This window comes from Halodesulfurarchaeum sp. (assembly GCF_036626455.1).
GTDB lineage: Archaea > Halobacteriota > Halobacteria > Halobacteriales > Halobacteriaceae > Halodesulfurarchaeum.
In genome coordinates, this window is record NZ_JAZKRK010000025.1 from 1 (window position 1) to 13,716 (window position 13,716).

General features: G+C 63.1%; 11 protein-coding genes. 2 read left to right on the forward strand and 9 right to left on the reverse strand.

Annotation, left to right across the window (positions count from 1 at the left end):
- Window positions 1-194: 194 nt before the first annotated feature.
- From V5A26_RS08150 to V5A26_RS08160, 3 genes are all read right to left on the reverse strand, one after another.
- Entirely contained in the window at window positions 195-740 is a 546-nt protein-coding gene (locus V5A26_RS08150) for an HIT family protein (RefSeq protein WP_332320828.1), read from the reverse strand.
- A gap of 71 nt (window positions 741-811) precedes the next feature.
- Entirely contained in the window at window positions 812-1,705 is an 894-nt protein-coding gene (gene map, locus V5A26_RS08155; protein WP_332321959.1) for a type II methionyl aminopeptidase, read from the reverse strand.
- 39 nt (window positions 1,706-1,744) lie between these two features.
- Window positions 1,745-2,602: an isoaspartyl peptidase/L-asparaginase gene (locus tag V5A26_RS08160; protein WP_332321960.1), complete on the reverse strand. Its 858-nt coding sequence runs from the start codon at window positions 2,600-2,602 to the stop codon at window positions 1,745-1,747.
- Between the two features lie 84 nt (window positions 2,603-2,686).
- Between V5A26_RS08160 and icd the strand changes: the two genes are divergently transcribed.
- Window positions 2,687-3,943 (forward strand): isocitrate dehydrogenase (NADP(+)), encoded by a 1,257-nt coding sequence (gene icd, locus V5A26_RS08165; RefSeq protein WP_332321961.1) that lies wholly within the window; start codon window positions 2,687-2,689, stop codon window positions 3,941-3,943.
- Window positions 3,944-3,965: 22 nt separating this feature from the next.
- Here icd and V5A26_RS08170 read toward each other — a convergent pair whose 3' ends face one another.
- The 4 genes from V5A26_RS08170 to cobN form a co-directional block, all read right to left on the reverse strand.
- Window positions 3,966-4,304: a cupin domain-containing protein gene (locus V5A26_RS08170; RefSeq protein WP_332321962.1), complete on the reverse strand. Its 339-nt coding sequence runs from the start codon at window positions 4,302-4,304 to the stop codon at window positions 3,966-3,968.
- A 64-nt stretch (window positions 4,305-4,368) separates the two neighbouring features.
- Window positions 4,369-5,124, reverse strand: coding sequence for a cobalt-precorrin-7 (C(5))-methyltransferase (locus V5A26_RS08175; RefSeq protein WP_332321963.1), 756 nt, complete (start codon window positions 5,122-5,124; stop codon window positions 4,369-4,371).
- The gene (locus tag V5A26_RS08180; RefSeq protein WP_332321964.1) at window positions 5,121-5,789 is read right to left on the reverse strand and encodes a precorrin-8X methylmutase; all 669 of its coding nucleotides are present in this window, start codon (window positions 5,787-5,789) and stop codon (window positions 5,121-5,123) included. Before V5A26_RS08180 ends, V5A26_RS08175 begins: the two co-directional genes overlap by 4 nt.
- A complete protein-coding gene (gene cobN / locus V5A26_RS08185; RefSeq protein ID WP_332322324.1) occupies window positions 5,786-9,544 on the reverse strand; it encodes a cobaltochelatase subunit CobN in 3,759 nt (1,252 codons plus the stop codon). Before cobN ends, V5A26_RS08180 begins: the two co-directional genes overlap by 4 nt.
- Before the next feature lie 32 nt (window positions 9,545-9,576).
- Between cobN and V5A26_RS08190 the strand changes: the two genes are divergently transcribed.
- Window positions 9,577-11,772, forward strand: a complete 2,196-nt coding sequence (locus V5A26_RS08190) for a VWA domain-containing protein (protein ID WP_332322325.1) — start codon at window positions 9,577-9,579, stop codon at window positions 11,770-11,772.
- 18 nt (window positions 11,773-11,790) lie between these two features.
- Here V5A26_RS08190 and V5A26_RS08195 read toward each other — a convergent pair whose 3' ends face one another.
- Both V5A26_RS08195 and cobJ read right to left on the reverse strand, forming a co-directional pair.
- Complete coding sequence (locus V5A26_RS08195; protein ID WP_332321124.1) at window positions 11,791-12,852, reverse strand: sirohydrochlorin chelatase; 1,062 nt, start codon at window positions 12,850-12,852, stop codon at window positions 11,791-11,793.
- 5 nt (window positions 12,853-12,857) lie between these two features.
- Entirely contained in the window at window positions 12,858-13,715 is an 858-nt protein-coding gene (gene cobJ, locus V5A26_RS08200; RefSeq protein WP_332321123.1) for a precorrin-3B C(17)-methyltransferase, read from the reverse strand.
- Between the last annotated feature and the right edge of the window lies 1 nt (window position 13,716).

Genomic DNA, 13,716 nt, shown 5'->3' on the forward strand with positions numbered 1-13,716 from the left:
CCGCCGGATCGGTTCGGGATCTGGAATACCCGGGCCGTTGTCTGTCACGGCCACCCCGACTGGTCGGGTTGCTGTGTCCTCGATGGTGAGTGAAGGGGTACGTGACTGCCGAGGAAACGTGCAACCTTATTATTCTCTTCTGGGTTCCCTCACGTTTACGCGGGGGAGATGCCAACCATCTACAATCCAAACACCTATCGCGACAACCTGACGGCGTCGTTGGGGCCCGTTGTAGTTGCTCCGTCCAGTGTCTGGAAGGCCTCGTGAAGCCGGGTATAGGTGTCTTCGAGTGCCTCGACGATCACTTTCGTCTCCGAGATGACTGGCATAAAATTCGTATCGCCGTTCCAGCGGGGGATGATATGGGTGTGGACGTGATCGTTGATCGACCCGCCAGCGGCCCCATCCCCCAGATTGCGGCCGGTGTTGAAGCCGTCGGGAGACAGCGCCCGGTCGAGGGCTTCGATCGTCTGCTGGGTCAGTCGGGACTGGCCCAACAGCGTTGGTTCGTCGAGAGCTCTGTAATTCGCGATATGCTCGAATGGAATGACCATCGCGTGGCCCGGATTGTACGGGTAGTTGTTCAACAGGACGTACGCCACCTCGTTTCGCGCGACGATTCGATACTCCCGATCCGCGTCTCGCTCGGGCAGTTCGCAGAAGGCACACCCCTCGATTTCGTCCATCTCCGGGTCGCGCTCGACCCAGTCGATCCGCCAGGGGGCGAAAATGGAATCCATATCGATGCAAGCGCCGGTGGGGAGGTAACTGTTGGGAAGCCGCGGTTAGTCGGTCGTGATTTCAATGCAGTTCAGTCGGTCGTGATTTCGACGCCGTCCTCGGTGACGATGAGCGTGTGCTCGGCCTGGCTGATTTTTGACCCCGCCTCGCCCTTGAGTACCGGATAGCTCTCGAGCACGCTCTGCTGGGTTAATCGGTTCAGCGTCATGTCTGTTCGGCCGCCGTCGAACCACCTGGCAGCGAAGGGAAGCCGCTCGTATTCCTCGACGACGGTTTCGAGCAGTTCCCGCGCCTTTCGATTCCGGACCGACCGCTCGGTCTGCAACGAGTAGATCTCGGTTTTCTGTCCCTCGGAGACTGTTCCGCGGCCGTCGGTCGCGAACGGTTCGATGGCGATTACGTCACCGACTTCGAGGTCAACGCCCGTCTCCACGCCGCGGTTCGGAACTGTCGGCCCAGTGTGGGCATCATATTCCTCCAATCCGTGCCCGCTGAGGTTGACGACCGGGTTGTAGCCCGCCGCGTCAATCGTCTCCTCGATCGCTGCTCCGATTTCGCCAGTGTGAACGCCCGGTCCGGCGACCTCGATCGCCGCGTCCAGTGCGTCCTCGGCCGCGTCGATCAGGTTGCCATGATCGCCGAGATCGATCGTGAGAGCGGAATCGGCGATCCAGCCGTCGACGTGGACTCCCAGGTCGAGACAAACCAGGTCACCCTCTTCGAACTCGGTCTCCTCGTCCCGCCCTGGAGTCGCGTGGGAAGCCTCTTCGTCGATGCTGATGTTTGCGGGGAACGCCGCTTTCGCCCCTGCGTCTTCGATCTGGGCCTCAGCGAACTCCGCGACAGCCAGATGGGTCGTCCCCGGTTCGACCCGTTCGGCGGCTGCGTCCATCGTCTCGCGAAGGATTCGTCCGGCCTCCCGATACTTCTCGAACCGCTCGGCGTCGAGGTCCACGTCTGCCATGTCACTGGATTCAGCCGAGAAGGCAAAAGCGCTTGTGGGTCAGCGGTCGGTGTCCGACGCGGTTTGCATACTCGCCGAATTAAACGCCGATCCCCGCCTGCCCTTCTGGTCCATGACGATTATTCCGGCGGTCGATTCGGTCAGTGCCTCGAATTCCGTGAGGGCCGCTTCGGCGGCCGCTTTGGGGGTGGCACCATCATCGACGTGTCGGACGGCGAGCCTGGCAAGCGTGCTCCGGGCGATGTCTTCCCCAGCGCCAGTCGCGCTGGCAGCGGCGGTCTCACTGGCGTAGAAGCCACTGCCGACCTGTGGGACGTCCCCAACCCGCCCGGCCAGGGCAAACCAGCGACCGGCCGTGGCGGTGGCGACCGCAATCGAAATCCCATCTGTCGCCACGGCACCCACCGTATCCGACCCACCAAACTGCTCTTGCACCCATTCGAGTTGTGCGCGGGGTCCATCTGTCGGTGGCGCTGGCGCGGTGTCCCATCGCTCTCTGGCGGACTCGGAGATGAGGTCACGGTCGGTCTCGATACCGTAGTCGCTGGCCAATTCGGTCGCGTGGTCCCCCGTCAGCAAAACATGTGGCGTCTCTTCGAGAACGATTCGAGCGACACTGACTGCGTGCTCGACCCCGGCCATCGAAGCCGCTGCCCCCACATTGCCCTCGCCGGTCATCAGTCCTGCTTCGGTGCGGCTCACGCCGTCACTCTGGACGGCGCCACCAACGCCGGCGTTGAATCGCGGATTGGACTCGAGGTGCCGGAGCGTGGTTTCGACCGCATCAAGTGGAGTCTGGGCTCCTGCGCCCCGGTCGACAGCCTCATTGAGCACGGCCTGCCGTTGTTCCGGTTGGTCGGGGTCACCGCCGGCCCCGCCGTGAGCGATGAGCTTCATATGGGGACTTGGAGTGGACCGGCGAAAATTACCCGGTTTCGGGAAAAGGCAGTTCTTTTGGGTGGCCGCGCTCTCCGCTCGCCTATGAGCTACGATCACGCAACGGTCCCCGAGAACGGGGAGCGGGTCAGGTACGACGAGACGACCGAGGAACTGACGATCCCCGACAACCCCATCGTGCCGCTCCTGTACGGGGACGGAATCGGGGTGGACGTCGCGCCAGCCGCCAAACAGGTACTGCAGGCTGCCGCCGAGGCGACGGGTCGCCACGTCGAGTGGATGCGTGTCTCCGCTGGCGAGCGGGCCCGGGAGGAATACGGCGAAAACCTCCCCGAGGAAACTGTTGAGGCCATCCGGGATTTCCGAGTTGCGCTGAAAGGGCCGCTCACGACGCCAGTGGGGGCTGGTTTCCGCAGTCTCAATGTGGCGCTCCGCCAGAAACTCGACCTTTACGCGAACGTCCGGCCGACCTATTATCTCGAGGGCGTTCCGTCCCCTGTCAAAGCCCCCCAGGAGATGGATATGGTGACCTTCCGGGAGAACACCGAGGACGTCTACGCGGGAATCGAGTGGGAAGCGGGGACCGAAGACGGCGAACAGGTTCGGACCTTCCTCGAGGAGGAGATGGACGCTGAAGGCATCCACGAAGGCCCCGTCGGTATTGGTATCAAACCGATTACCGAGTTCGGCACCAAACGCCTTGTTCGCGAGGCCATCGACTACGCCCTGGAGAACGACCGCGACTCGGTCACGCTGATCCACAAGGGCAACATCATGAAGTACACCGAGGGGCAGTTCCGGGACTGGGGATATGAAGTCGCCCAGGAGGAGTACGGCGAGGCGGTCATCACCGAGGACACGCTCTGGGAGGAGCGGGACGGCGAACAGCCCGAGGATACGCTCGTCGTCAACGACCGGATCGCGGACAACATGCTCCAGCAGTTGCTCACCCGAACTGCGGAGTACGATGTCCTCGCGATGCCAAACCTCAACGGCGATTACCTCTCGGATGCCGCTGGGGCCCAGATCGGTGGCCTCGGAATCGCGCCGGGCGCGAACTTCGGCGAGGGACGCGTGCTTGCGGAACCGGTTCACGGCTCCGCGCCCAAGTACGCCGGACAGGACAAGGTCAATCCGACCGCGATGATCCTCTCCGGCCGCCTCCTCTTCGAGTATCTGGGTTGGGAGGACGCCGCGGACCTGATCGGCGAGGCCGTCGAGCAAACCATCGCCTCGAAGTACGTGACCTACGACCTGCACCGCCAGATCGAGGGCGGCGAAAAAGTCAGCACCAGTGAGTATGCCGAGCGGGTCGCCGAGACGATCGAAGACCTGGCCTGACCAGGCTCCATGCCTGGCGGACTCACTCCGCCCAGTCCGGGTCCGTCCGCGGCGGGCTGAAAATGTCGATCCCTTCCGCGACACGCTCGCCCGTGTTTTCGATTGCGTGGGGTTCGTTGCCTTGGAGGTTGTAGGAATCACCTGCTTGGACCACGATTTCGTCCCCCTTCACGGTGAACGTGAGTTCGCCGCGAAGGAGATAGCCGAGTTGCTCGTTCTGATGGCTGTGCTCCGGAACGACCGCACCCGGTTCGATTCGGAACTGCTGGATGTTCATATGTTCGCCCGCCGCGAGAAGGGCCAATTGGACGCCATCAATCGGTTCTGCCGATTCGACTTCGGAACGTGAGACGCGGTCCATGACGTGGCCAACACGCCACGTCTCGAAAAGTGTGACCCGGCGATCACTGGGTGAAGACGGTTCCTTACGGTGCCCGGACCGCGAGCACCGAGAGATCAGAAAACGGAGTGTCTTCGGGACCGTCACCGCCGGCGTGGTCGGCCAGGTCCCCAAGCGGCTGTCGAGTCACTGACTCGTCTTCGTGGCTGAGTTTCTCCAATACGAGGCTATCCAGTTCCGGGTCCGCCCCCGCCTCCAGGAGGTCGGCCGCGATGTCCCCGGGCATCACGTCGTACGGTCTGGGGAGTACCAGGAGGTGGCGTTCGCCGACCACTTCGCGCAGTCGGTCCAGTCCTGGCTCGATATCCCCCGATTTGTGCAGCGTGACGAATCGGGTGTCCTCAAGCGGCGTGCGAGCCCGACTGGCCGCCATTTGAATCGCCGAGATACCGGGTACTACCCGAACCGGCCGGTCGACAGCGTCCTCGACCTTCCCCAGGAACTGATAGCCGGAATGGTTCGGATCGCCCATGAGCACTGCGACCCCCTCTGCCCCCTCACTCACCCGTTCGCCGAAGGCCCCGAGGGCCTGGGCCTCGTCTTCGTACCCGCAGGTCAGTAGTTCCGCGTCAGTGAGTTCCGCGACCAGCTCGACGACCGTGCCGAAACCGACGACTACGTCGGCGCCTTTGATGACCTCTCGCCCCCGCTTGGTGAGGAATTCGACGTTTCCCGGTCCGATACCGACTGCGTGGATGGGATTCTCGGGGTCCGGGTCCTCAGGTTCCGCGGCAGCTGCAGCCGCCGGGTCGGGGCCCGAATCGAGGTCGTAGTCGCTCATCGTTCGATCTCCCCTGCTTCCATGTCGGTTGCCACGTGAATCAATTCGTTCGCGAGCGCTGCCGCCAGGCCACTGCCCCCCCGCCGACCGACGTTGGTGATCGTCGGGACGCCAGTTGCCTCGCCAACCGTCCGGAGCCGTGCCCGACTCTCGGCGGCCTTGATGAACCCAACTGGTGTCGCGAGGACCGCTGCGGGCCGGGTGCCCGCTTCGATCCGTTCGGCGAGGGTCAGTGCGGCCGTCGGCGCGTTGCCGATCACTGCGATCGCGTCATCGTAGACGCCCTGTTCGTCGAGGGCAATGACCCCTGCTTCGGTTCGGGTGATCCCAGTCTCCTCTGCGAGGTCGTCTCCGTGGCCCAGCGCGGTGTCCTTCTCGCAGTCGTGGTTTCGGTCGGTGATGCCGTGACGAGGCATCGTCACGTCCGTGATGATGGGGTTTTCCGCCAGTACAGCTTCGGCACCGCGCCGGATCGGGTTGTTTCCGAAGCGCATCAGATATTGGAACTCGGGGTCGCCTGTCGCGTGGACGGCTTTCCGCCGTAACCGGTCCTCGAGTGTGTCACCGGGGACGAGTTCGGAGACGATGTCCAGACTGGCCTCGGCGATCGCGGCCCCGTCCTCGGTCGTCGCTCCGAGGTCCGTTTCGTCCGTCTCCCCGGTCATCGGGCCACCTCCGGGCCGTCGGGAGCGGCTTCGAGGGTCCCGTCGACCTCGAGTTGCAGGTCTTTGAGTTGATCGACGGTCTTCCGGTCGGCCTCCCAGAGGCCCCGATCGACAGCTTCCAGGAGGGTCTCGGTAACGTGCTCCAGCGCCCAGGGGTTCTCCGCCATGAACCACTCCTGGCGGTCCTCGTCGAAGGCGTAGGCATCCGCGACCTGTTCCCAGAGTGTGTCGCTGATCGCGTCGGTGGTCGCCGCCCAGCCGAGGGTGATCTCGACGGTGTTTGCGAGGTCGCCGGCCCCTTTGTAGTCGTGTGCTTCCATGCTGTCGATCCAGTCGGGATTAAGTACTCTGCTGCGCATTGTCTGTCTGAGTTTCTCCGCGTTAGTGTAAATCTCCGGCCGATCCGGGTCGCTCGCATCGCCGACGTAGGACGCGGGTTCGGTCCCGCGCCGGTCGGCCACGGCCCGCTTGAAACCCCCGTGAAAGGCATACCAGTCCGAGCTGTCGAACTCGTCCTGCTCGGCGGTGTCTTCGAGTTTGACTGTCGCTTCGATCCCTTCGAGCCGGGTTTCGAGCGCATCCTGTGCCTCGTGGACGGTCCCGGAGCCGTCGACTGCATAGCCGCCCCAGGTCACGAAGACGTCCGCGAGATCCGACTCGTCGCTCCACTCGCCGGTGGTGATGGCCTTGTTCGTCCCCGAGCCATACCCGCCGGGCCGGGTTGTGAACACCCGATGGAGCGAATCATCGGATGCGGCGCCTGGGGCTCCACCGTCCTGCTCCGCCAGGTGATGTTTTCGCACATAGTTCTGCGCCGTCGGTTCGTCGAGGCCCGCGACCGTTTCGACGGCCTCCTGGAGGAGTCCAGCAACGCTAGGGAACGCATCGCGGAAGAGCCCGGAAATGCGAGTCGTGACGTCGATCCGTGGGCGACCGAGTTCGGTGAGGGGGATGGGCTCGACCCCATCCACCCGTCCTGCATCCGTCCAGCTCGGCTCGACGCCGAGCAAGGCCAGGATTTGGGCGATGGTTTCACCCCGAGTCCGGACTGTTGGCGTCCCCCAGGCTACGACACCGATTTCTTCCGGATAGTCCCCTTCCGCTTCGAGATGCCGATCGAGAACACCCTCTGCGATGGCGGTCCCGACATCCCAGGCCGCTTTAGAGGGGACCTGCCGGGGATCGAGTGTGAAGAAGTTCCGCCCTGTTGGCAGGATATCGGCGCCGCCACGAGTGGGGGCTCCACTTTTTCCAGGCGGGACGTAAGACCCCTCCAACGCGGCGACGGTGTTCGTGAGTTCCGTCCGAGCGGCTTCGATCCGGGGAACGAGGTCGTCCGCGATGTAGGCGAGGACGTTCTCGACGTTCGTGACCGCATCTGGATCGGGACTCGATCCGAGCAGTGGCAGTTCCCCGACCAGTGACTCGATCGTTTCCTCGCTCACGTCGAACTCCTGGGCTGCCAGCGCCGCTACGAGTGCCAGGCTTTCTTCGGTGACCCGGTCCGCGGCAGTTGCATAGTACAGTTCCAGGTCCGGATCGTAGGTTTCGGGTTCCTCAATCATCCGTTCGGCAGGAACACCCAGTGCGCCGGCAACCGATTCACGAAGGCTCGGGGCCCCGGCGTTCTCGAACCGGGTCAGGGCAACGAGATACGTTATTAGTCGGTCGTCCGTCGGTGGCTCGCCCAACGTGTGCAGTCCCATCCGGATTTGGGTTGACTTGACATCGGTGAGATAGCCGTGGAGGTCCCTGACAAGGTCCCCAGTCGTGACCGTCTTGATGTCATCGATTCCCAGGTCCGGTCCCAAATCCTGGGCGTCTACTCGTGTTCGAATCGAATCCTCGAGACCGGTGAGGTCCGCGGGGGCTGCCCCGTCCCGCACACGATCCCGGTATTCCCGAACGAGGTCCTCGAGTGATGCGAGTTCCTCGCCAACTCCGGCCGCTCGCATCGGTGGCGTAAGGTGATCCACGATGGTGGCATAGGAGCGCCGTGTCGCCTGGGTGCCTTCACCCGGGTTGTTGATGATGTAGGGATAGACGTTCGGAACGTCATCGAGCAGCGCATCGGGAGCGCTTTTCCCGTCCAGGCCGACTGTTTTTCCCGGGAGCCACTCCAGACTGCCATGGGTCCCGAGGTGGACGACGGCGTCCGCATCGAACTCTCGCTTGAGCCAGTCATACGCGGCGACGTATTCGTGGGGTGGCTGCAGTGCCGAATCGTGGTAGACTTTTTCCGGGTCCGCCTCGAACCCTCGCGGCGGCTGGACCGTGACGACGACGTTTCCGAGGGAAACCCCGGGGATTTCTATCGGTGCTGCTGGCGGCCCGCCCCATTCGTCCCGCAGGGCCGTTTGCAGGTCGGGGTCGAGGGCCTCGAACCAATCCTGATAGACTGCCGGATCGATCTGTGCGATTCCTGATGCCCCTTGCCCGGGATCGGTCCAGCGGGCGTCTTGGGTGAGTTGCCGGACCAATTGTTCGACGATCGTTTGCCCTTCATCAGGCGGGTTCTGTACGTCAATCCCGGCTGCATTGAGGGTGTCCAGTAGCCGGTCCAAACTCACAGGGGTGTCGAGCCCGAATGCGGTGCCGACCCCGTCCGCAGAAGGTGGGTAGTTGTGGAGCACGATGGCGATCTGTTTTTCGGCTGGTGGGTTCCGGTCCAATTGAGCCCAATTTGTCACCACCCGAGCGGCGTGATCCACCCGCTCCTCAATAGGGAGGTGACGGAGTGGAGCCGTTCCATCTACAGAATCCTCTGGGGCAGGCTCACTCGTCCGTTCCTTTCCACTGATCGGGTGGCTGACCACGACGCCGTCGAGTTCCGGGAGTGCGACTGAGAGTGCGAGTTCGAACGGCGGCAGTCCGGCTTCGTCTGCCTGGTAGGCTTCTCGCGGGCGCATCGTGGTCATCGCCTGCACGACGGGCACATCGAGGGCTTTGAGGAACCCTGAGGTGGTCGTATCGGTCGGTTCCGCTACCGAATGACCCCGTTCGTCCATGGTTAGCGAGTACATGAACGTCGTGAGGATGGCGTCCACCCGAGTGCCCGACTCGTTGCTAAACCAGTGTTCGGCGACCCATTTTGCGTCCCGCTCTCCCGGTTCGTCGTCGGACGGATTCGTGAACACCGGGAACGCGTCCACACCACGTGACTCGAGTGCTTGAACGAGCGCATCGACGTAGCGGGTGTTCTCGAAGGTCCAATGGGTCTCGTAGAACCAGATTCCGACCGTCGGCTGGTCCGGATGGAAGGTTTCGCGAAGTTCGTCGACATCCGCTCCCGGATGGCTCGGATGATACACGCCGGTCGAGGGCAGCGCCACTGGCTCGTCGTAGTCCCAGTCCCCATCGCCGAACTCATCTGCCAGAAACCGGCTCATGTTCGTGAGGTTGAGGACCCCACCACGGTCAAGGTACGTTCCAACCTGGGTCCGGATGGCGGGCTCGACTGTCGAATTTTTGCTGTTTTCGGCTGTCCCCGACCGAGCGACGACGAAATCGATATCTGCCGCTCGCAACTGTCTGCGCACTGATTTGAAGTCTGGAAGCCGCGATTCAGAACCGTGCAGCCAGAACACCACTACGTCTTGGTCCTGCAACCGGTCGACGAACCGGGAGATAGCCTCCGGATCCTCGAGATCAGTCCCAGAGCGTACCAGGAGGTTGATCCCGGAGAGTCGCTCGGCGGCGGCCCGGATCGCGGTGACCGGCTGATCGGTCGCCGTGTACAGCCCGATGGAACACATCCTTATTATAGTTGGATTGGGTTACTACAAGTATGGTTGGGTTTCAGTCCGCGGTGCCGTTCCCGGCGATCGTCGGGCAGGAACGACTCAAGCGGGTCTTGCTCGCAGTGGCGGCGAACGACGCGATCGACGGGCTGTTGATTCGAGGCGAGAAGGGAACCGCAAAATCGACGGCCGTTCGAGCGCTTGTCGATCTGCTTCCGACCCAGAGGGCGGTCACCGACTGTCCCTACGGTTGTCCGCCGGATGAGGCCGCGAACCAGTGTGCGTCGTGCCGCGCCCGGGACGATCCACCAGTCGAAACGCGACCTGTGCCGCTGGTGACGGTCCCGCTTGGAGCAACCCGCGAGCGGGTCGTCGGTTCGCTTTCCCTGACCGATGCCCTCGACGGTGACCCGACATTCGAACCGGGGCTTCTGGCTCAGGCTAATCGGGGTTTTCTCTACGTTGACGAGGTCAACCTGCTTGATGACCACCTGGTCGACGTGGTGCTCGATGCAGCGGCCAGCGGCGTCAATCACGTCGAGCGGGACGGAGTGAGCGAAACTCATCCGGCCGATTTCACGTTGATCGGGACGATGAACCCCGAGGAAGGCGATCTTCGCCCGCAGCTTCGCGACCGATTCGCGCTCCAGGTTGAAGTCGAAGGGAGCCAGGACCTCGACGAGCGGGTGGCGATCGTAGAGTCGGCGATCGAACGCGGCCAAAACGAGTCAACGGAGCCGGTTGGTGCCCCAGACCTCGAACGCCTGCAGCACACGGTCGCGTCCGCACAGGAAACACTCACGGATGTGACGTTCCCACGGGAGGGTGCAGAAACGGTCGCCGAAGTCTGTGTGGACGCCGGCGTGGACGGCCACCGTGGCGACATTGCAGCAGCCCGCGCCGCCCGCACCTTTGCCGCTCTGGATGGCCGCTCTCGGGTCACCGAGGCGGATATCGAGGCGGCACTTGCATACGCGCTCCCGCATCGACTCCGGAGCCGCCCCTTCGAGGAAACCGAACCGCTTGAGGACGTTTTGGACGATCATTTCGGCGACTCGGACACCGCGGATTCGTCACCGGATGACGGGTCGGGCGAGTCGGAGGGATCGGATCGGTCTCCTGAGGAAACTGATGACCCGTCCGAGTCGGGCCGAGACGGTGGGTCTGCGGATACTGATCCAACCAGTGGTGAAGGGGGTTCCGGGTCGGACGAATCAGGGGCCGAAACCGATTCAGAGCGGGGGGCGGACGAAACTCCCTCCGATGACCGTTCGTCCGAGGTGGTCAGAGGGGGATCCGCCCAGAACGGCTCACAAACACCCACCGAGACCGGGACGGATAAGACGGGAGACAGGGAGGAAGACGAAGGCAACTCTGAGCAGAACGATGAGAAGGAATCTGATGGGCCCGACTCGGAACGGTCGGCTCGCCCGCCCTCCACACCAGCCGCGACGACCCAATCAGCCGGTTCCAGCACAGCGCCGGAACTCGCCGTCGACGAGGAAGCGACGACCGACACGAGGGGTGGTAGAACTGGCCGGACCGAGGTCGAGCCAGGTGTCGAAGAAACAGGACCACGGATTCGGACGGAACCGGCCGAGTCGGCCGAATCCGTCGACATTGCCGCCTCGATTCGTGAACGTGCAAAACGGGGCCAGACCGACTTCAAAGCCCGGGACCTCAGCCAGTCAGTTCGGGCCGGGACGGCGACTGCGTTGGTCGTATTCGTGGTGGACGCAAGCGCGTCGATGCGACCGGCCATGCGAGCGGCGAAAGGAACAGTTTTAGAACTCCTCAAGGAGAGCTACCAGGAGCGCGACGAGGTGGCGTTTGTTGCCTTCGCTGGCGAGGAGGCCAACGTGCTTTTGCCACCCACAGACAGCGTCTCGCTCGCGGCTCGGCACCTCAAGGATCTTCCAACTGGCGACCGGACGCCCTTGCCGGCCGGCCTGGAGCGGGCCCGCGAGGTCATCGACCGAGCTGACCCACAGGCCAGTGTCGCAGTCGTGGTTACGGATGGCCGAACGAACGTCGCGAACGGAAGTAACACGAAAACGACCAGGGAGGCTGCCCAAACCCTCGGGGACCGGGCAGATGAGGTTCTGGTTGTCGATGCGAGCGAGCCCGACGATCGGGCGACCCTGGTGGCGGATCTCGTTTCCGCCGCCGAAGGGCGGGTCATTCCCCTCACCGATCTCTCTCGGGAGTCAGTACATTCGGTCTCTCAGTCTGCTCGGCAATAGCGCGAAACTCTCGACCGACTAGTCCGTCGATCCGGCGTGACTGTGGTGGTCGTCTTCATGTTCGTGACCGGCGTCGTGCTCATGGTCGTCCCCATGCCCATGGTCATGCCCATGATTGTTCCCATGCTCATGGTCATCTCCTTGCGAATGATCGTGGCAATGCCCGTCCCCATCACCATGGTCGTGGTTGTGCTCGTGAGCGTCGCTGACGTGTGCGAGGGTATGTTCCAGGGAGTCGACGAAGGCCTGTTCGCCGCCGACTTCGTCCTCGTAATCGTTGAGGGTGACCTTGTAGATGCAGCTATCACAGGACATCGAGACGGCTCCCTCTCGGGCCTCCATCACCCGGTATTCCAGCGCTCGAATGAGCCGGTTATCGACACCGAGGACATCGGTTGTTGCGGTCTCGATGGTGGGATGCTTCGCGTCGAAGGTCTCGGCTTTGTCATTAATTCGCTGGGTCAGCACGCCATTCCCGAGCATGTACGGCATGACGATCACGGCGTCCGGGTCGTGTCGCGGGACTTCCGTGAGTGTCTGTTCGAGTCTTGGCTCCGTGATTCCGATGAACGTCGGCTCGACTCTGGAGAAGGCTCGTCCCTCCTGGACGAATCGAGCGAGTCGGTAGGCTTCCGCGTTGGCATCCGGATCGCTTGATCCGCGGCCGACAAAGATCACAGCGACGTCGTCCGTTTTCGGATCGGCCGTCATATTGCCCGCCGCGGCGTCGATGCGATCTGCGACGATTTCGATCATTTCCGGTCGAGCGCCCAGGTTCGAGCCATAGGCAAACTCCACTTCGGGATACTGCTGGCGTGCGTGCTGGACGACCAGCGGAATGTCGTTTTTCACGTGCCCGGCCGCAAAGAGCGAGAGCGGGACAACTGTGATCGAATCGACTTCCGGAGCCAATTCTGTGATTCCCTCGTGGATGAGGGGTTCAGTTAGTTCGATGTAGGCCGGTTTGACCCGCTCGCCCAATCGGGATTCCAGAGCGGCGGCGACCTCCCGCACCTGTTCGTTCGATTCCTCGCGTCGCGAACCGTGTCCGGCGAGTAGCACCGGCGAGTTCGATTGCATGGGTTTCAGTAGTCGTATTTCCGCTCGTAGCCGCGTGGAGTGATCAGGCGGTCGCCCCAGACTCGGGTTTCCTCGGTCCCCACGATGATCGTTGCCGTCATATCGAGTATGTCCGAGCCCCCCAACTTCGGGAGTTCGCCCAGGTCCGTGATATGGGTCGCTTCGTCGGCCCGGCCAGCCCCGTGGACGATCCCCACAGGCGTCTCTTCAGTGCGATGCTCCAGAAGGATCTCACAGGCCAGTTGGAAGTTTTCGGCCCGGTTCGGGCTCCATGGATTGTAGATCGCGATCGCGAAGTTTTCGGGGGCGACCGCCCGGAGCCGCGATTCGATTTCCTCGATCGTGGTGAGGTGATCGGAGAGGCTGATCGTCACGGCGTCGTTGACCAGCGGCGCGCCGAGTCTCGCCGCACTCGACTGGGCCGCTGGGACGCCGGGGACGGCCTCGAAGTCGACCGCATCCGGTTTGACGTCTCTCGATTCGAGCACTTCGAGGACCAGGCCACCGAGCGCGTAGACGTTCGGATCGCCACTCCCGACGAGCGCGACTGCAGCCCCGTCCATTGCCCGATCCACCGCCACTTCGGTCCGGGACACTTCACTGCCCATCCCGGTTGCAAACACCTCCGTCGTATCATCCAGGATGTCCGCCGGAAGCAGGTCGATATAGGTCTCGTAGCCGACGATGTGTTCGGCCGATTCGAGGGCCTCGCGGGCCCGGATAGTCATGCCATCTGGGCGTCCCGGTCCGATCCCAACCGCTACGAGTCGCCCGAACCTGTCGGGGTGTTGCTCCGAACAGGGTGCCGTGTCTCTGTTCTCGTCGGTCCCTCCACTGTCAGGGTCTACTGTGGTCTCAGTCATA